Raw genomic sequence first — 19935 nt, forward strand, 5'->3', positions numbered from 1 at the left:
CCTGCATATGCAGGCTCCTGAAAGACACGCGTTCAATCAAACCGCATTTAGAATTGCTGTTCTTCCGTCGAGCCAGTCAATGCCGTCACCGATGATTCGCCACCCTGAATGATATTGGTGACTTTATCGAAGTAGCCCGTACCCACTTCTTGCTGATGGGATGCAAAGGTATAACCGCGCTCAACTGATGCAAATTCTGGCTGCTGCACTTTCTCAACATAGTGCTTCATACCCTCGCCCTGCGCATAAGCATGGGCTAAATCAAACATGTTGAACCACATGCTGTGGATGCCTGCCAGGGTAATAAACTGGTATTTGTAACCCATCGCCGACAGATCATCCTGGAAGCTGGCAATCTGCTGGTCGGTCAGATTCTTTTTCCAGTTAAATGATGGCGAGCAGTTATAAGCCAATAATTTACCAGGGAATTTCGCATGAATCGCCTGCGCGAAGCGTTTAGCCAGTTCCAGGTCCGGTGTAGAGGTTTCACACCAGACCAAATCAGCATAAGGGGCATAGGCCAGGCCACGGCTGATCGCTTGCTCAATACCGGCATGTGTGCGGAAGAAGCCTTCGGCTGTGCGCTCGCCGGTCACGAATTCACTGTCATATGGATCGCAATCAGAAGTCAGTAAATCAGCCGCATCAGCATCAGTACGGGCAATCAACAAGGTTGGCACACCCAGAACATCGGCGGCTAAACGGGCAGCAACCAATTTTTGAATCGCTTCTTGAGTCGGCACCAACACCTTACCGCCCATATGACCACATTTCTTCACCGCAGCCAGTTGGTCTTCAAAATGCACCCCCGCCGCGCCAGCTTCAATCATGGCTTTCATCAATTCAAAAGCATTCAGCACACCACCAAAACCGGCTTCAGCATCAGCCACAATCGGCAGGAAATAGTCGGTATACCCTTTGCTACCCGGTTCAATATTATTCGACCACTGAATCTGATCCGCGCGGCGGAAGCTATTATTAATTCTTTTAACCACCGCAGGGACGGAGTCGACTGGGTATAACGACTGATCGGGATACATGCTAGAGGCGGTATTCGCATCGGCGGCAACCTGCCAGCCCGACAGATAAATTGCCTCAACACCGGCTTTCGCTTGTTGCAGAGCCTGACCACCGGTTAACGCGCCGAGACAGTTGATATACCCTTTGCGCGCGCCACCATGCAGTAATTCCCACAGTTTGTGTGCTCCGTGCTGCGCCAGCGTACATTCAGGATTCACTGAACCGCGCAGTTTAATCACCTCTTCTGCGCTATATGGTCGGGTGATACCTTTCCAGCGCGGCGATGTCCATTCCTGTTCCAACTGCTGAATTTGTTGAGTACGAGAGGTAGTCATGGTGATATTCCTTATTATTCAATCTTGTAGGGTTAATAGAGTGTCATATCCAAAGTAATTGGAGTTGCAGCTAGGCAGCAAGCGAACGAATCCCGATGAGCTTACACAAGTAAGTGATTCGGGTGAGCGAACGTAGCTAACACCGCTGCAACTTCAAGTACGAAGGGTGTTTTAGGCTAGTAATGCATAGCCTGGTAGCGTCAGGAAGTCGATAAGCTCATCTTGTGTTGTAATTCGCTCCATCAGACGCGCGGCTTCTTCAAACCGCCCGCCATCAAAGCGCTCTGCGCCAAGCTCAAGCTTCACTACCTGCATTTCTTCACTCAACATGCTGCGGAACAGCTCTTTGGTCACCGTCTGGCCATTACTCAAGCTTTTCTGGTGATGGATCCATTGCCAAATAGAAGTACGCGAAATCTCTGCTGTTGCGGCATCTTCCATCAGGCCATAAATTGGTACGCACCCATTGCCAGAGATCCATGCCTCAATATATTGCACTGCCACCCGAATATTGGCTCGCATCCCTTCTTCAGTACGATCGCCAGTGCAAGGCTCCAATAACTCAGCAGCCGTAATTGGCTTATCCTGCTCACGCGTGATCTCTAACTGATTTGGCCGTGAACCTAATACGCGGTTGAAGACCTCCATCACGGTATCTGCCAACCCAGGATGCGCAACCCAAGTACCGTCATGGCCATTGCTGGCTTCCAACTCTTTGTCAGCACGAACTTTATCCAGTACCAGAGCATTCTTTTCTGCATCTTTATTCGGGATAAAGGCCGCCATGCCGCCCATCGCCAACGCACCACGCTTATGACATGTCTTGATCAGCAGGCGAGAGTAGGCACTGAGGAAAGGTTTCGTCATCGTCACTGACTGACGATCCGGTAATACACGATCACTGTGATTCTTCAGCGTTTTGATATAACTAAAGATATAGTCCCAACGGCCACAATTGAGAGCAACAATATGATGGCGCAGGTGGTAGAGGATCTCGTCCATCTGGAATACAGCGGGTAATGTTTCAATTAACACCGTGGCTTTGATGGTGCCTTGTGGCAAATCGAAACGTTGCTCAGTAAAGCTGAAAACATCACTCCACCAGGCAGCTTCCTGATAGGATTGCATTTTTGGTAAATAGAAATAAGGGCCGCTACCGTTGGCCAGTAATTGCTTATAGTTATGGTAGAAATACAACGCGAAATCGAATAAGCCTCCGGGGATAGCTTCCTCTTGCCATTTAACATGCTTCTCTGGCAAGTGCAGGCCACGAACCCGAGCAATCAATACCGCAGGATTAGGTTTTAACTGATAAATTTTGCCAGATTCATTTGCATAAGAAATTGTGCCTTTTACCGCATCGTGCAGATTAATTTGACCCTCGATAACCTTATCCCAGCTCGGTGCTAATGAATCTTCAAAATCGGCCATAAAGACTTTCACATTAGCATTGAGGGCATTAATCACCATCTTGCGCTCAACCGGCCCGGTGATTTCCACTCTGCGGTCACGTAAGTCTGTAGGAATACCTTGAATCTTCCAGTCACCATCACGAATGGAATTGGTTTCCGAAATAAAATCAGGTAAAGCGCCCTGATCAATGGTCTGTTGCCACGATGCCCGTGTAGCAAGGAGTTTGTTCCTCGGCTCAGCAAATTTCACCACCAATTCGGTCAAAAATTCAATGGCCTCATCTGGCAAAACTTGCCGCTCAGCAGCGTTAAAATGCTGTGTGAAAACTAACTCCGTGCCAACTAACTGTTGTGTCATTACCCTTCCCCTTACCAATCTCACTTCGTTCACATCAACGCTAACGTAGCGTCACTCTTGGATTCTTATCGGGTAATGCCTTCCGGCTGGAAATTTAAGGCTGGATTTCATGGTTATTTTTCACCCCGACAGGACTAAGAATAATCAATTAATTATTAAAATCAAAAACGATTTCCATTTTTATTTAAAATAATTTTTTAATCTTTATTTATCATATTGTTAGCATAGGTATGTGTTATATACAGATAGGAATAGGCTTCCATTACTGGCGTTTTTCGAAGATAACTCATTGTTTAACAAAGAGATCAGACCAGTTTATCGAGGGGGAATAAGCTTTTTTACTGGGGAATAATAGACAGGCGGCATCGATTCAGCCGCCTTTATTAACATTTAAGGTGATAAAAAGTCAGTCGAGCGTAGGATTCATATGGCGCAAATCAAATGGGGTGATTTGGTACACGTAGTAGTTCAGCCAGTTCGCAAACAGCAGATGACCGTGGCTACGCCACGATGCTTTTGGTGGTAAAGAAGCATCGTCATCAGGAAAGTAATTGAGTGGAACTTGTGGGTTAAGACCGGCGGCCACATCACGCTGATATTCACCTGCTAGCGTGTCGACGTCGTATTCAGGATGACCGGTAACAAAAGCCACTCGCTTATCTTTACTGGCAAACAAATAAGCTCCAGCCTCTTCTGATGAGACCAGGATATCCAAATCTGTATATTGCTTAAGCACCTCAAGTGGGAAATCGGCATAGCGAGAATGAGGTGCCAGGAATGTTTCATCAAACCCTCGGGTGAGCAGTGCCAGTGGCTCTCGAGTTTGGTGCTGGTAAATACCAGAGAGTTTGACCTCGCGAGTCATCTTAGGAATGCCATACAGGATATTTAATGCCGCCTGTACCGCCCAGCATACGAACAAGGTTGAGGTCACGTGGTCCTTTGCCCAAGCAATAATACGTTCGATCTGTGGCCAGTATGCGACGTCACAAAAATCAACTAAACCGAGAGGTGCGCCAGTCACGATCAACCCATCAAAATTCTGATCTTGAATATCTTCAAAGTCACAGTAGAAGTTATTCAGATGCTCTGCTGGCGTATTTTTTGACTCACGGCTATCAATCCGCAGTAATTGGATATCAATCTGTAAGGGTGAGTTAGAGAGTAAACGTAGGAATTGATTCTCCGTCTCAATTTTTTTAGGCATTAGATTCAGAACCAACACCTTCAGGGGACGAATTTCCTGGGTTTTCGCACGCGATGAGGTCATCACAAAGACATTCTCATTGCGTAAGAAACTCACTGCGGGTAATTCATCAGGAACCCTAATTGGCATGCCTATATCCTCAATATATCCGTTTATACGTTTAGACTTCTAGATGCCTGAAGATAGCGGGTTTTCAGTAAAAAGTCGAGTGATCTGCCACAACCTGAAAATGTTTCATTACCACCATCTCAATAGTACTTAGTGCAGTGAACAGTCGGCATATATTTTCGATACTGCCAAAATGCAAAAACCCTCTACAAATGCAGAGGGTTATCATTTTCTATGACTTTATTTTTGAGGGCTATATGTGATTTAGCTACATTTTCAGCATACAACAAACTCGTCACTAACATCTATTTTCGGATAGCACAAAAGCAAAAACCCCACGCTTTTGGCATGGGGTCTTTACTTGATTTGATACCTGGCAGTGTACGAATGGCTTTCCTGCCATTCGCCCTTCGGGCCGTTGCAAGCAACGTTAAAAATCGTTCCCGACGATTTTTTCCTACAATATTCGTCTCATCTTGAGGATGAGTCTCACCCCTCCGGGGCCAGCGCAAGCGCTGTTCAAACTGCATTCGCAGTAGTATTCGTCTCATCTTGAAGATGAGTCTCACCCCTCCGGGGCCAGCGCAAGCGCTGTTCAAACTGCATTCGCAGTTTGTCGCATGTCATGCTCGGGTTGTATTCTGTCTGAACCCATAAGCAAAAAAGGCCACCCGTTAGGGTAGCCTTTTTTGCTTATTTGATACCTGGCAGTGTCCTACTCTCGCATGGGGAGACCCCACACTACCATCGGCGCTACGGCGTTTCACTTCTGAGTTCGGCATGGGGTCAGGTGGGACCACCGCGCTATTGCCGCCAGGTAAATTCTTTTCTACTACTACCGAACTTTAACCCATGTAATTGGTGCTGATACCCAGAGTCGAACTGGGGACCTCACCCTTACCAAGGGTGCGCTCTACCAACTGAGCCATATCAGCACAACTAAATTTGATGCCTGGCAGTGTCCTACTCTCGCATGGGGAGACCCCACACTACCATCGGCGCTACGGCGTTTCACTTCTGAGTTCGGCATGGGATCAGGTGGGACCACCGCGCTAAGGCCGCCAGGCAAATTCTGTCTAAACTAAACCCGCTATATGTTTCCACACAGCCAGCCAGCCCAATCTCGGAACTTCGCTGAAAATATCAATCTTTCAAATCTAAAACACCTTTGGTGTTGTAAGGTTAAGCCTCACGGATCATTAGTACTGGTTAGCTCAATGCATCGCTGCACTTACACACCCAGCCTATCAACGTCATAGTCTTTAACGTTCCTTCAGGGGGCTTAAAGCCCCAGGGAAGACTCATCTCGAGGCAAGTTTCCCGCTTAGATGCTTTCAGCGGTTATCTCTTCCGAATTTAGCTACCGGGCAATGCCATTGGCATGACAACCCGAACACCAGTGATTCGTCCACTCCGGTCCTCTCGTACTAGGAGCAGCCCCTCTCAATCTTCCAACGCCCACGGCAGATAGGGACCGAACTGTCTCACGACGTTCTAAACCCAGCTCGCGTACCACTTTAAATGGCGAACAGCCATACCCTTGGGACCTACTTCAGCCCCAGGATGTGATGAGCCGACATCGAGGTGCCAAACACCGCCGTCGATATGAACTCTTGGGCGGTATCAGCCTGTTATCCCCGGAGTACCTTTTATCCGTTGAGCGATGGCCCTTCCATTCAGAACCACCGGATCACTAAGACCTACTTTCGTACCTGCTCGAGCCGTCACTCTCGCAGTCAAGCTAGCTTATGCCTTTGCACTAACCTCACGATGTCCGACCGTGATTAGCTAACCTTCGTGCTCCTCCGTTACTCTTTGGGAGGAGACCGCCCCAGTCAAACTACCCACCAGACACTGTCCTCACCCCGGATCACGGGGCCGAGTTAGAACATCAAACATTAAAGGGTGGTATTTCAAGGTTGGCTCCATGCAGACTGGCGTCCACACTTCAATGCCTCCCACCTATCCTACACATCAAGGCTCAATGTTCAGTGTCAAGCTATAGTAAAGGTTCACGGGGTCTTTCCGTCTTGCCGCGGGTACACTGCATCTTCACAGCGAGTTCAATTTCACTGAGTCTCGGGTGGAGACAGCCTGGCCATCATTACGCCATTCGTGCAGGTCGGAACTTACCCGACAAGGAATTTCGCTACCTTAGGACCGTTATAGTTACGGCCGCCGTTTACTGGGGCTTCGATCAAGAGCTTCGCCTTGCGGCTGACCCCATCAATTAACCTTCCAGCACCGGGCAGGCGTCACACCGTATACGTCCACTTTCGTGTTTGCACAGTGCTGTGTTTTTATTAAACAGTTGCAGCCAGCTGGTATCTGCGACTGGCTTCGGCGCCGGGAGCAAGTCCCATTACCTAATGCCAGCGTGCCTTCTCCCGAAGTTACGGCACCATTTTGCCTAGTTCCTTCACCCGAGTTCTCTCAAGCGCCTGAGTATTCTCTACCTGACCACCTGTGTCGGTTTGGGGTACGATTTAATGTTACCTGATGCTTAGAGGCTTTTCCTGGAAGCTTGGCATCAACTACTTCACCACCGTAGTGGCTCGTCATCACACCTCAGCGTTGATAAGCAACCGGATTTACCAAGTCACTCCGCCTACATGCTTAAACCGGGACAACCGTCGCCCGGCTAGCCTAGCCTTCTCCGTCCCCCCTTCGCAGTAACACCAAGTACAGGAATATTAACCTGTTTCCCATCGACTACGCTTTTCAGCCTCGCCTTAGGGGTCGACTCACCCTGCCCCGATTAACGTTGGACAGGAACCCTTGGTCTTCCGGCGTGCGGGTTTTTCACCCGCATTATCGTTACTTATGTCAGCATTCGCACTTCTGATACCTCCAGCAACCCTCACAGGTCACCTTCAACGGCTTACAGAACGCTCCCCTACCCAACAACACCTAAGTGTCGCTGCCGCAGCTTCGGTGCATGGTTTAGCCCCGTTACATCTTCCGCGCAGGCCGACTCGACCAGTGAGCTATTACGCTTTCTTTAAATGATGGCTGCTTCTAAGCCAACATCCTGGCTGTCTGTGCCTTCCCACATCGTTTCCCACTTAACCATGACTTTGGGACCTTAGCTGGCGGTCTGGGTTGTTTCCCTCTTCACGACGGACGTTAGCACCCGCCGTGTGTCTCCCGTGATAACATTCTTCGGTATTCGGAGTTTGCATCGGTTTGGTAAGTCGGGATGACCCCCTAGCCGAAACAGTGCTCTACCCCCGAAGATGAGTTCACGAGGCGCTACCTAAATAGCTTTCGGGGAGAACCAGCTATCTCCCGGTTTGATTGGCCTTTCACCCCCAGCCACAAGTCATCCGCTAATTTTTCAACATTAGTCGGTTCGGTCCTCCAGTTAGTGTTACCCAACCTTCAACCTGCCCATGGCTAGATCACCGGGTTTCGGGTCTATACCTTGCAACTAGACGCCCAGTTAAGACTCGGTTTCCCTACGGCTCCCCTATTCGGTTAACCTTGCTACAAAATATAAGTCGCTGACCCATTATACAAAAGGTACGCAGTCACACCACGAAGGTGCTCCCACTGCTTGTACGTACACGGTTTCAGGTTCTATTTCACTCCCCTCGCCGGGGTTCTTTTCGCCTTTCCCTCACGGTACTGGTTCACTATCGGTCAGTCAGGAGTATTTAGCCTTGGAGGATGGTCCCCCCATATTCAGACAGGATGTCACGTGTCCCGCCCTACTCATCGAGTTCACAGCAAGTGTGTTTTGGTGTACGGGACTATCACCCTGTACCGTGCGACTTTCCAGACGCTTCCACTAACACACAAACTGATTCAGACTCTGGGCTCTTCCCCGTTCGCTCGCCGCTACTGGGGGAATCTCGGTTGATTTCTTTTCCTCGGGGTACTTAGATGTTTCAGTTCCCCCGGTTCGCCTTGCATGGCTATGTATTCACCATGCAATAGTGCAACGAATTGCACTGGGTTTCCCCATTCGGGTATCGTCGGTTGTAACGCTTCATATCAGCTTACCGACGCTTTTCGCAGATTAGCACGCCCTTCATCGCCTCTGACTGCCTAGGCATCCACCGTGTACGCTTAGTCGCTTAACCTCACAACCCAAAGATGTTTCTTATGTTCAAGTCGGTTGCGCGTCGTGAATACAGCGTTGTGCGGTACTCGGAATGCTCATGAACGTTAAGTTCACTCCGCGTCCTCCGTGCCGTACGCCTTGCCTTCACTTAGCTCACGCGACTCTCTTCATCAGAATGCACATTGGCATTGCGATTATTTGAGAGACTCTATTACAGGTTACTCTTTATCTCAGTATATCTACGGAGAGATAAATTTCGGCTGTAATGTTTCAATTTTCAGCTTGTTCCAGATTGTTAAAGAGCAATATTTCACAACACACTGTGCCTTACGACCGCAGTACGTTTTGAAATAGTTTTTTTATATGGTGGAGCTAAGCGGGATCGAACCGCTGACCTCCTGCGTGCAAGGCAGGCGCTCTCCCAGCTGAGCTATAGCCCCATATAAAAAGCAAAATACCTTATCGGCATAACTCATTCTCAGACAAGACGCAGTCACGCGACGTTTATGGGTATAAACGAGTGTGTCTGTAACGCACTATGAGGATGAGTTGGTGGGTCTGAGTGGACTTGAACCACCGACCTCACCCTTATCAGGGGTGCGCTCTAACCACCTGAGCTACAGACCCAACAAGGTACTAAAGCCCGACTAATCTCTCAGTCCGGCCTTATTTGCTCGTTACTTTCTATCAGACAATCTGTGTGGACACTACGCAATGCGTATCGTTTAGGTAAGGAGGTGATCCAACCGCAGGTTCCCCTACGGTTACCTTGTTACGACTTCACCCCAGTCATGAATCACAAAGTGGTAAGCGCCCTCCCGAAGGTTAAGCTACCTACTTCTTTTGCAACCCACTCCCATGGTGTGACGGGCGGTGTGTACAAGGCCCGGGAACGTATTCACCGTAGCATTCTGATCTACGATTACTAGCGATTCCGACTTCATGGAGTCGAGTTGCAGACTCCAATCCGGACTACGACAGACTTTATGTGGTCCGCTTGCTCTCGCGAGTTCGCTTCACTTTGTATCTGCCATTGTAGCACGTGTGTAGCCCTACTCGTAAGGGCCATGATGACTTGACGTCATCCCCACCTTCCTCCGGTTTATCACCGGCAGTCTCCCTTGAGTTCCCACCATTACGTGCTGGCAACAAAGGATAAGGGTTGCGCTCGTTGCGGGACTTAACCCAACATTTCACAACACGAGCTGACGACAGCCATGCAGCACCTGTCTCACAGTTCCCGAAGGCACCGAAGCATCTCTGCTAAGTTCTGTGGATGTCAAGAGTAGGTAAGGTTCTTCGCGTTGCATCGAATTAAACCACATGCTCCACCGCTTGTGCGGGCCCCCGTCAATTCATTTGAGTTTTAACCTTGCGGCCGTACTCCCCAGGCGGTCGACTTAACGCGTTAGCTCCGGAAGCCACGCCTCAAGGGCACAACCTCCAAGTCGACATCGTTTACAGCGTGGACTACCAGGGTATCTAATCCTGTTTGCTCCCCACGCTTTCGCACCTGAGCGTCAGTCTTTGTCCAGGGGGCCGCCTTCGCCACCGGTATTCCTCCAGATCTCTACGCATTTCACCGCTACACCTGGAATTCTACCCCCCTCTACAAGACTCTAGCTTGCCAGTTTCAAATGCAGTTCCCACGTTAAGCGCGGGGATTTCACATCTGACTTAACAAACCGCCTGCGTGCGCTTTACGCCCAGTAATTCCGATTAACGCTTGCACCCTCCGTATTACCGCGGCTGCTGGCACGGAGTTAGCCGGTGCTTCTTCTGCGAGTAACGTCAATCAACCGTGCTATTAACACGATTGCCTTCCTCCTCGCTGAAAGTGCTTTACAACCCGAAGGCCTTCTTCACACACGCGGCATGGCTGCATCAGGCTTGCGCCCATTGTGCAATATTCCCCACTGCTGCCTCCCGTAGGAGTCTGGACCGTGTCTCAGTTCCAGTGTGGCTGGTCATCCTCTCAGACCAGCTAGGGATCGTCGCCTAGGTGAGCCATTACCTCACCTACTAGCTAATCCCATCTGGGCACATCCGATGGCGTGAGGCCCGAAGGTCCCCCACTTTGCTCTTGCGAGGTCATGCGGTATTAGCTACCGTTTCCAGTAGTTATCCCCCTCCATCAGGCAGTTTCCCAGACATTACTCACCCGTCCGCCGCTCGCCGGCAAAGTAGTAAACTACTTCCCGCTGCCGCTCGACTTGCATGTGTTAGGCCTGCCGCCAGCGTTCAATCTGAGCCATGATCAAACTCTTCAATTTAAGATTTGTTTGATTTGCTACTAATAAAAGCAGCGATGCTCAAAGATTACTTTCTGCAAATAAGCATTCGAACCGAAGTTCAAATGTGTACTGCTTTGGTCACTCTTCAAGACTTTGATATTGCTTCTGCCTGCCGAAACAGGCTTCGATATCGTCTTGCGAGTGCCCACACAGATTGTCTGATAAATTGTTAAAGAGCAGTGCGTTAGCAACCGGTGGTTGGTAACGCGAGGTGCGCATATTACGCTTTCCTCATTCAGAGTCAACTACTAATTTCGTTGAATTTCTCTGTTCTCTTTGCCAGTCACTTAACTACTTGATTCGTTGTGTGCCGTCTCGATGGATGCGCATTATAGGGAGTTCCGCGCCGCCCGCAACCGCTAATTTCAATAAAAATGACTGTTTGCTGCATTCCACAGCAAAACCCCGCTTTATACCCAGTTGTGCACAAACTTATCCACAGATTGAATCTGCACTCAAAATTGACGAGCATCACGCAATCGTTTTCGCTACAATTCCCCGCGGCGAAAAAGAGTGACCTTGTCGGCAAAATATCGATGACATGATGTGATTTTTTATAAAACTGGGGAATACCGCTCAGGATAAAGCGTATTTTATTGTGGTAGAGGATGAATCGCCCTGGTGAAAGCAGCAAAGAGTGGCATTGCTCCCTATTTGGGACGTTATCTGAGTTTGTTCCTCTCTATATAGTTACCTATATAAGAAGGTAGGATTCAGATAACGCTCTATTGAATGATTGCGAAGAATAACTGCGACTCCAAAGCCAAGGGATAAAACCATGCAACAACGCCGCCCAATCCGCCGTGCTCTACTCAGTGTGTCTGACAAAGCCGGTATCATCGAATTCGCCGCCGCACTTTCTCAGCGTGGCATCGAGTTACTTTCCACCGGTGGAACTGCCCGCCTGCTGGCCGATGCGGGTCTGCCCGTCACTGAGGTTTCTGACTATACCGGTTTCCCGGAAATGATGGACGGACGCGTTAAAACGTTGCATCCAAAAGTGCATGGCGGCATTTTGGGCCGTCGTGGTCAGGATGATGGCATCATGGCTCAACATGATATTCAGCCAATTGATATTGTTGTCGTGAATCTATATCCGTTCGCTCAGACAGTTGCTCGCCCGGATTGCTCACGGGAAGATGCAGTTGAGAATATCGATATCGGTGGCCCTACCATGGTGCGCTCCGCCGCCAAGAACCATAAAGATGTCGCCATTGTCGTTAAGAGTAGCGACTACCCAGCGATTATTGCCGAACTGGACGAGAATGATGGTTCATTAACTTATCCAACCCGTTTCGACTTGGCTATCAAGGCGTTTGAGCACACCGCCGCTTACGACAGCATGATTGCCAATTACTTCGGCGCGCTGGTGCCACCTTACCATGGTGATACCAAGCAGCCATCAGGCCGCTTCCCACGCACCCTGAATCTTAACTATATAAAGAAACAAGATATGCGCTATGGTGAAAACAGCCACCAGCAAGCGGCCTTCTATATAGAAGAAGAGGTTAAAGAGGCATCTGTGGCTACCGCACAGCAATTGCAGGGTAAAGCGCTCTCCTATAACAATATCGCAGATACCGATGCGGCATTAGAATGTGTGAAAGAGTTCAGCGAGCCTGCCTGTGTGATCGTCAAGCATGCCAACCCATGCGGCGTGGCGATTGCCGACTCGCTGTTGGCCGCTTACGAAAAAGCCTATAAAACTGACCCAACTTCTGCTTTCGGCGGCATTATTGCCTTTAACCGTGAATTGGATGCCGAAACCGCCAGCGCAATTATCAACCGCCAGTTTGTTGAAGTCATCATTGCCCCCGCAGTCAGCACTGAAGCACTGGCATTGCTTGCCGCCAAACAAAATGTCCGTGTTCTGACCTGTGGCCAGTGGCAGGAGCGTGCTACCGGTCTGGACTTCAAACGCGTCAATGGTGGTTTGCTGGTCCAAGACCGCGATTTAGGTATGGTGACCGCAGCCGATCTGCGCGTGGTGTCCAAGCGCCAGCCAACGGAGCAAGAACTGCGTGATGCACTGTTCTGCTGGAAAGTAGCTAAGTTCGTTAAATCCAATGCTATTGTCTATGCACGCGACAATATGACTATCGGTATAGGCGCAGGCCAAATGAGCCGTGTCTATTCTGCCAAAATTGCCGGTATTAAAGCGGCGGATGAAGGATTAGAAGTAGCCGGTTCTGCCATGGCCTCCGATGCTTTCTTCCCGTTCCGTGACGGTATCGATGCTGCTGCATCTGTCGGGATCAGTTGTGTTATCCAACCGGGTGGTTCAATCCGTGACGATGAAGTCATTGCTGCGGCTGATGAGCATGGTATCGCCATGATCTTTACCGACATGCGCCATTTCCGCCATTAATTAACCCGCTTAACGGAGTCATCTGATGAATATTTTGATTATTGGTAATGGCGGGCGTGAACACGCGCTGGGCTGGAAAGCAGCACAGTCGCCTTTAGCGGGCAAAATTTATGTCGCGCCGGGTAATGCTGGCACCGCACTAGAATCTGGTTTAGAAAATGTCGATATCGCGGCAACTGATATTGCGGGTCTGTTGGCCTTTGCTCAGAGCCATGATATTGGCCTGACCATTGTCGGCCCGGAAGCACCGTTAGTTATTGGTGTGGTTGATGCTTTCCGCGCAGCCGGTTTGACCATTTTTGGGCCAACGCAAGCCGCGGCTCAGTTGGAAGGATCTAAAGCTTTCACCAAAGACTTCCTGGCGCGCCACAATATCCCAACTGCGTTTTACCAGAACTTCACAGAGGTGGAGCCTGCTTTAGCCTATGTTCGTAAAATCGGTGCACCGATCGTGATTAAGGCTGATGGGCTGGCCGCCGGTAAAGGCGTGATTGTTGCGATGACGTTGGAAGAAGCAGAAACCGCTGTTCATGACATGCTGGCAGGCAATGCCTTTGGTGATGCAGGCCACCGTATCGTGGTGGAAGAGTTTCTCGACGGCGAAGAAGCCAGCTTTATCGTGATGGTTGATGGTGAAAATGTATTACCAATGGCCACCAGCCAGGACCATAAGCGGGTTGGCGATGGTGATACCGGTCCGAATACCGGTGGCATGGGGGCATATTCCCCGGCACCGGTAGTCACTGATGAAGTTCATCAGCGAGTGATGGAAAGTGTTATCTGGCCGACAGTGCGCGGTATGGCGGCAGAAGGTAATGTCTATACCGGCTTCCTCTATGCCGGTCTGATGATTTCCGCTGACGGGCAACCAAAAGTGATTGAGTTCAACTGTCGCTTTGGTGACCCGGAAACTCAACCCATCATGCTACGCATGCGTTCAGACTTGGTTGAATTGTGCTTAGCCGGTGCGCAAGGCAAATTGAATGAGAAAACCTCTGACTGGGACGAGCGCCCATCGCTAGGTGTGGTGTTGGCCGCTGGCGGTTATCCGGCAGATTATCGCCAGGGTGATGTCATTCATGGATTACCACAGCAGGAGGTAGCTGACGGTAAAGTGTTCCACGCCGGAACCAAACTGAATGGCAATAATGAAGTCGTCACTAGCGGCGGTCGCGTATTGTGTGTAACTGCGCTGGGTGCCACCGTCGCCCAGGCACAGCAAAACGCGTATCGGTTAGCTGAAAATATTCAGTGGGAAGGGGCTTTCTACCGTAAAGACATTGGTTATCGGGCGATTGCTCGCGGTAAATAAATCTACCCTTGTATTCTACGGGCGCAGCTTGCTGTGCCCTGCTTCTTATCAGGTCTTACAAACTACCGGCTGTCGGCTCCCAGCGGCAGAAGTCCTGATTGGCAACCAACAGCAATTGCTGACCCTGCGACGAATCCAACCACGCGACGCCCAGAGGTTGCGCACTGCCCTCTCCCCGTTTGCTCAGCCATGCCTGTGAGTTATCGTCAACTTTCAATCGCAACGTTTTCTTATCACAGGTGGTAACCACACCATCTCGCCACTGTCCCTGAATTAACCTGACATTTCCGGCGCGCAGTGCACTGCTCTGTTCGAGAATTCGTTTCGCTTCCAACTGATAGACCGCGATATTATCCGCAGAGAGCTGCTCACGCCGTTCGGCCAGTTGGCGCTGCATAAAACTCACCTGTCCTTGTTCATCAAAACGCAGCTCGACGCTCTGCGGGTTATGACCCAAATCGTTGCGCCGAATTTCCCGCAAAATGCCATTTTGATATTCGTAGAAGGTTACGCGAGTATTGTCCCCGGAATAGGGGCTGTAGACGCTCATCAGCACTTGTGGCTGCTGCTGCGCATTATCCTGACGCCATAAACGAACGACACCGCTATCGGCGATATATCCGCTGGCACTAAATTGAGGGGAACCTGACTGACTGCTACAGGCGCTGAGACCAAAGGCTAAACCGAGGGTCATCAGCACCCGCTGCATAAACAAAAGGGGCTTTGCCACCCCCCTGCTTATTATTTTCACTGACACACTATTAAGATTTAACAGAATCTTTCAGTGCTTTACCAGAAACAAACGCTGGCACATTAGCTGCAGCAATTTTGATTTCTTTACCAGTCTGTGGGTTGCGGCCAGTGCGCTCATTACGATGGTTTACCTTGAAAGTACCAAAACCAACCAATTGTACTGGATCACCGTCTTTCAGAGATTCGGTAATTGCAGCCAGTGTGGACTCCAAAGCAGCTTTAGCTTGTGCTTTAGAAAGGTCCGCTTTGTCCGCGATTACGTCAATCAGTTGAGTCTTATTCATAAGTTATCCTTACAGTGTGTTTATCGTTTGCAAAGCATCGAGTGCGACGGATATGCCGATGGACAGCACTCTCCTGCATACACGCACCGATAGCCACTTTTTTTCGCCCCCCAAATGTAGAACAGACAGGGGGCAGATGTGAAGCCTTAAGACGTGACAAATCAGGCGTTAAATCACGTTTTCTTGCCTTATTGCGTTAAATTTATGCCAATGTTGCTAACAGCCGCTTCCCGCAGGTCAGATCGTAGCCCTTTTATCAGATCTAAGTCGCGCTCTTCACAGTCAGCTAACAGACGGAAAATCTCCCATTGGATATCCCATTCTTCTTCAATCGCAGGCAAAATTTTCAGTTCTTCATCGGTCATTTCTTTACCGGCCAACGTCATTTCCAACATTGCAACGGTACGAATTGATGCTTCGCTGATAGCGACAGCATGTTCCAGTGTTTCACCACTCAAACGCGAATGGATGGCCTCGCCCAATGCAATACAGGCATCGATGGCAGGATAAACACCGTAGATAGCATAGTCATCGGCTGAAGGAATTGCCTCTTCCAGCTTCTCTAACTGGCTATCAAAGTTAACTTTTGCGTCTTTTATGACCAAAGTTTCCCAGATCAGGTCCAGAATGCGCCGGTAAACAGCCGGGTCGCCAAATTCAGTTTCCAGACAAAATTGCTGATAGTTGGGATACATCCGCTCACATAAGCAAGCCATGAAAGTCAGGTGTTGCCAACTTTCCAGCTTCTCGAGACGTAGATGAATCGGATTACGTATCATTATAAGTTCTCATTATTCATTATCTGCGCGGCAGTGTACCCGAAATTAAATCATATCCCTATGGTTGCCAAGTAAATCAGGATTTTTCCGCACCCAACGCTGAAATTGCGGGCGGTTTGAGGCGATAGCATCAGCCCAACGGGTTGGCTCAGGCAAACGGTAGCCCGCCATGCAAGCCTGTACCCACGCCAAAGCACTGCTAACACTGACCCGATGACCGGGCGAGATAAACAGTGGATTGCAACGGACTTTGCTGCGCCACACCCAGCCAAGTTGCTCATCACCATCAATGAGTGGTTGTAATGCGCCGTTATCGCTCTCTAGCGGCAGAGAGTGCCCACACAGGCGACTTTTGGCGACACCAATGGTCGGAACATCAACCAACAGCCCAAAATGGCTGGCAACGCCTAAACGACGCGGATGTGCGATACCTTGCCCATCAACAAACACCAGTTGAGGCCGTTGCTGCAACTGCCCCCAGGCGGCTAATAATGCAGGATATTCACGGAAAGAGAGTAAACCGGGGATATACGGCAGTGAAGTTGCCACGCGGGCAACCTGATATTCCACCAGTTCTAGCGAGGGATAACGCAAAATCGCGATAGCAGCACGGGTAATCTCCCCCTGCTGCTCAAAACCAACATCCGCACCGGCAATAAAGTGCACTGACCCACTATCAAAATCATCGTGAAGAATAATGTCAGATGCTCGTTGTAACTGTTCTGCCCGTAACGCTTTGGTATCTATCATCGGCCAACCTCCCTCGCGCTTGAAGCTACAGTGCGGTTACCTGCCGCCCCAATGACTTTGGGTATAAGCGATTAGTTTTGATGATAAGGCTTTGATAACGTATGCACTGCATCAACAAAAGCCCCTGCATGTTGTGGCGGAACATCCTGATGAATGCCGTGCCCCAGATTAAACACATGCCCTTCACCCTGGCCAAAACTTGCGAGAATAGTACCCACTTCCTGCTCAATACGGGCAGGTGGTGCGTATAGCACAGAGGGGTCCATATTACCTTGCAGAGCGACCTTATCACCCACCCGACGGCGCGCATCGCCGATATCCGTGGTCCAATCCAACCCTAATGCATCACAACCGGTAGCAGCCATTGCTTCCAGCCATTGCCCGCCACCTTTGGTGAACAAGGTCACCGGCACCCGACGCCCGTCGTTTTCGCGGATCAGGCCATCGACGATTTTATGCATGTAGTTCAAGGAGAATTCAAGATAATTACGCCCTGTCAGTACCCCGCCCCAAGTATCAAACACCATCACAGATTGAGCGCCAGCTTTGATTTGCGCATTGAGATACAAGATGACGCTATCGGCCAGTTTATCCAGTAGCAGATGCAGGGTTTGCGGCTCGGCATACATCATTTTCTTCAGTTTGGTGAACGCTTTGCTACTACCACCTTCAACCATATAGGTTGCCAGCGTCCATGGGCTGCCGGAAAAACCAATTAATGGCACTGCACCTTTCAGCTCACGGCGAATGGTTCTTACCGCGTTCATCACATAACCCAATTCCTGTTCTGGGTCGGGGATGGGTAACTTTTCGACGTCGGCGCAACAAGTAATCGGGGATTGGAAGCGTGGGCCTTCACCGGTTTCAAAATAGAGCCCCAGCCCCATAGCATCGGGGATGGTCAGAATGTCTGAAAACAGAATCGCGGCGTCCAATGGATAGCGACGTAATGGCTGCATCGTCACTTCACAAGCCAGTTCCGCATTTTTGCACAGCGACATAAAATCCCCGGCAACCGCGCGGGTAGCTTTATATTCCGGCAAATAACGGCCCGCCTGACGCATCATCCATACCGGCGTTACATCTACCGGTTGACGCAATAAGGCTCGCAGATAGCGATCGTTTTTCAACTCATTCATGGTGGAGCTCCCTTAATTATCTGGCGGCCATCTTTTAGCGGACCATATTGTAGCATGTCAGATAATACTTTCCTGCTAACTGCCGCCGCTATTAAGGGCGCGATAATGACTCACTCTCATGGGGTTTAAACTGCGTCGGCTATGAGGTTAGCGCTTCAGTACTCCCTTCTGATTAGATCAACTCACGGTGCTCGCGGCATAACACCACGGTATCTTCAATTAATCGTCGTGCTACGGTGCCTGGCGGCGGCAGTAATGGCAATTGGTCATAACGATACCAACCGGCATTTAGCAGCTCTTTAGGGTCATGTCGTAATTCACCACTGTCATACTCGGCCATAAACGCCATCATCAGTGAATGGGGGAACGGCCAAGGCTGTGATGTTACGTAGCGCAGATTTTTAATGTGAATATTACTTTCTTCTAAAACTTCACGGGAAACCGCCTGCTCCAGAGTCTCACCCACTTCGACAAAGCCTGCCAATACGGTATTAATGCCGCCACGATGCCGTACATGCTGCGCCAATAAAATTTCATCATCACGGCGAATGGCAACAATCACACAAGGGGCGACTTGTGGGTAATAGCGCTCACGGCAATGATTACACAGACAAGCCCACTCGGAACGGCTGGCCTGCATTTGGTGACCGCAATAACCACAAAAACGGTGAGAACGATAAAACTCTGCCAGTTGCACACCACGCCCAGCCAATTGGAACAAGCCGCGATCCACATCCAGTAATTGCCGCACGGACCCCATATCAGTAGACATCATCTGACGGATCAGCCATACCGCCTGCCCTTGCCATTCACCGATTTGCCTTGCCGTTGCGCCCTGCAATGACCAATTAGCGGCATTACCTTGTGGTAACTCCCCTTTCGGCAACCATAATTTGTTTTCATGACTGACAATCCACCAGCCACTTTCTTTACCTGTAAGTTGTAGTTCCATATCGTTGTTGCACAACCTCGACTTCACTGGCAATCTAGAATCCGGCTTGTTACATTTTTGTAACCCACTATTACTTTTCCTTACTCACGGAGTCGTTCATGCTCAACCGACTAGAAAGCCTGACTCAACGCGTTGGCGGCAGTAATGAATTAATTGATCAATGGCTTCATGCGCGTAAAGAACTGTTAGTTTCATATTGCACAGTGATCGGTATTAAGCCGCAAAAAGAAAAGCATACCCCGCTTAACGAAAAAGCGCTGGAGAACTTTTGCCATAATTTAGTGGATTATCTCTCTTCCGGGCATTTTCATATCTATGACAGAATTATCAAACAGGTGGAAGGCGCGTCTAGCCCAAAAATGGCGCTGACGACCAAAGTGTATCCTGCGTTAAAAAATAATACTCAAACGATCATGACATTCCATGATCGTTATACCAACATTGAGATCGATCAGGACAGTTGTATCGAGTTTCAACAAGCATTATCTGATATCGGTGAAGCCCTTGATGCCCGTTTCCGCTTGGAAGATCAATTGATTCAATGGGCATCCGAGTCGTGGCAAGCCGCCCAGCCAGTTATTCAAACAGGGCAGGTAAAATAACCCACTGAACAGCACGGGCTTGTAGTTTTAATTCAACCTCGTATAGTAAAGATTCTTGTCGGAGTGCCTAGCGATTGCCTTTTTAGGAAAGCAAACGCAGGCTGAGACCGTTAATTCGGGATCCGCGGAACCTGATCGGGTTAATACCCGCGAAGGGAACAAGAGTAATTTATCGCTACAGGCCCGGTCTTTATCC

At 49.6% G+C, this 19935-nt stretch carries 13 protein-coding genes, 3 tRNA genes, 4 rRNA genes and 1 riboswitch; of the genes, 3 read left to right on the top strand and 17 right to left on the bottom strand.

Going from position 1 to position 19935, the window contains the following annotated elements:
• Positions 1 to 47: 47 nt before the first annotated feature.
• From aceA to V1956_RS00420, 11 genes are all read right to left on the bottom strand, one after another.
• A complete protein-coding gene (aceA, locus tag V1956_RS00370) occupies positions 48 to 1355 on the bottom strand; it encodes an isocitrate lyase (RefSeq protein WP_372560360.1) in 1308 nt (435 codons plus the stop codon).
• Positions 1356 to 1526: 171 nt separating this feature from the next.
• Positions 1527 to 3125: a malate synthase A gene (gene aceB, locus V1956_RS00375; RefSeq protein ID WP_442824720.1), complete on the bottom strand. Its 1599-nt coding sequence runs from the start codon at positions 3123 to 3125 to the stop codon at positions 1527 to 1529.
• A 406-nt stretch (positions 3126 to 3531) separates the two neighbouring features.
• Positions 3532 to 4461 (bottom strand): homoserine O-acetyltransferase MetA, encoded by a 930-nt coding sequence (gene metA / locus V1956_RS00380; protein ID WP_372560358.1) that lies wholly within the window; start codon positions 4459 to 4461, stop codon positions 3532 to 3534.
• Positions 4462 to 5142: 681 nt separating this feature from the next.
• Positions 5143 to 5258, bottom strand: a 5S ribosomal RNA gene (gene rrf, locus V1956_RS00385).
• A 41-nt stretch (positions 5259 to 5299) separates the two neighbouring features.
• A tRNA-Thr gene (locus V1956_RS00390) sits at positions 5300 to 5375 on the bottom strand.
• A 15-nt stretch (positions 5376 to 5390) separates the two neighbouring features.
• Positions 5391 to 5506 (bottom strand): 5S ribosomal RNA (gene rrf / locus V1956_RS00395).
• 112 nt (positions 5507 to 5618) lie between these two features.
• Positions 5619 to 8525 (bottom strand): 23S ribosomal RNA (locus tag V1956_RS00400).
• 345 nt (positions 8526 to 8870) lie between these two features.
• Positions 8871 to 8946 (bottom strand) — tRNA-Ala (locus V1956_RS00405).
• 110 nt (positions 8947 to 9056) lie between these two features.
• A tRNA-Ile gene (locus V1956_RS00410) sits at positions 9057 to 9133 on the bottom strand.
• Between the two features lie 103 nt (positions 9134 to 9236).
• A 16S ribosomal RNA gene (locus V1956_RS00415) occupies positions 9237 to 10779 on the bottom strand.
• Together the 16S, 23S and 5S rRNA genes with 3 tRNA genes alongside form the textbook arrangement of a ribosomal RNA operon.
• A gap of 99 nt (positions 10780 to 10878) precedes the next feature.
• On the bottom strand, positions 10879 to 11019 hold the full coding sequence (locus V1956_RS00420; RefSeq protein ID WP_186368661.1) for a hypothetical protein: 141 nt from the start codon (positions 11017 to 11019) through the stop codon (positions 10879 to 10881).
• 559 nt (positions 11020 to 11578) lie between these two features.
• On the opposite strand from V1956_RS00420, the gene purH reads away from it, so the two are divergent.
• Complete coding sequence (gene purH, locus V1956_RS00425; protein WP_420071231.1) at positions 11579 to 13168, top strand: bifunctional phosphoribosylaminoimidazolecarboxamide formyltransferase/IMP cyclohydrolase; 1590 nt, start codon at positions 11579 to 11581, stop codon at positions 13166 to 13168.
• A gap of 25 nt (positions 13169 to 13193) precedes the next feature.
• Positions 13194 to 14480 (top strand): phosphoribosylamine--glycine ligase, encoded by a 1287-nt coding sequence (purD, locus tag V1956_RS00430; protein ID WP_372560007.1) that lies wholly within the window; start codon positions 13194 to 13196, stop codon positions 14478 to 14480.
• Positions 14481 to 14535: 55 nt separating this feature from the next.
• On the opposite strand, the gene V1956_RS00435 is transcribed toward purD, so the two are convergent.
• The 6 genes from V1956_RS00435 to nudC form a co-directional block, all read right to left on the bottom strand.
• A complete protein-coding gene (locus tag V1956_RS00435; RefSeq protein ID WP_442825769.1) occupies positions 14536 to 15189 on the bottom strand; it encodes a DUF1481 domain-containing protein in 654 nt (217 codons plus the stop codon).
• Positions 15190 to 15241: 52 nt separating this feature from the next.
• The gene (gene hupA / locus V1956_RS00440) at positions 15242 to 15517 is read right to left on the bottom strand and encodes a nucleoid-associated protein HU-alpha (protein WP_004876782.1); all 276 of its coding nucleotides are present in this window, start codon (positions 15515 to 15517) and stop codon (positions 15242 to 15244) included.
• 188 nt (positions 15518 to 15705) lie between these two features.
• Entirely contained in the window at positions 15706 to 16296 is a 591-nt protein-coding gene (locus V1956_RS00445) for a YjaG family protein (RefSeq protein ID WP_372560008.1), read from the bottom strand.
• A 45-nt stretch (positions 16297 to 16341) separates the two neighbouring features.
• Entirely contained in the window at positions 16342 to 17046 is a 705-nt protein-coding gene (gene nfi / locus V1956_RS00450; protein WP_372560009.1) for a deoxyribonuclease V, read from the bottom strand.
• Between the two features lie 71 nt (positions 17047 to 17117).
• On the bottom strand, positions 17118 to 18185 hold the full coding sequence (hemE, locus tag V1956_RS00455) for a uroporphyrinogen decarboxylase (protein ID WP_442824721.1): 1068 nt from the start codon (positions 18183 to 18185) through the stop codon (positions 17118 to 17120).
• A 172-nt stretch (positions 18186 to 18357) separates the two neighbouring features.
• Positions 18358 to 19137 carry an NAD(+) diphosphatase gene (gene nudC, locus V1956_RS00460; RefSeq protein ID WP_372560011.1) on the bottom strand — a complete coding sequence of 260 codons (780 nt, stop codon included), beginning with the start codon at positions 19135 to 19137 and terminating at the stop codon, positions 18358 to 18360.
• A gap of 98 nt (positions 19138 to 19235) precedes the next feature.
• Here nudC and rsd point away from each other — a divergent pair, with 98 nt between their 5' ends.
• Positions 19236 to 19739, top strand: a complete 504-nt coding sequence (rsd, locus tag V1956_RS00465) for a sigma D regulator (protein WP_372560012.1) — start codon at positions 19236 to 19238, stop codon at positions 19737 to 19739.
• Between the two features lie 49 nt (positions 19740 to 19788).
• A riboswitch (TPP riboswitch) is annotated at positions 19789 to 19914 on the top strand.
• The last annotated feature ends 21 nt before the right edge of the window (positions 19915 to 19935 follow it).

Origin of the sequence: Yersinia sp. 2540 StPb PI (assembly GCF_052217165.1) — a bacterium.
Taxonomy (GTDB): Bacteria; Pseudomonadota; Gammaproteobacteria; order Enterobacterales; family Enterobacteriaceae; genus Yersinia; species Yersinia enterocolitica_E.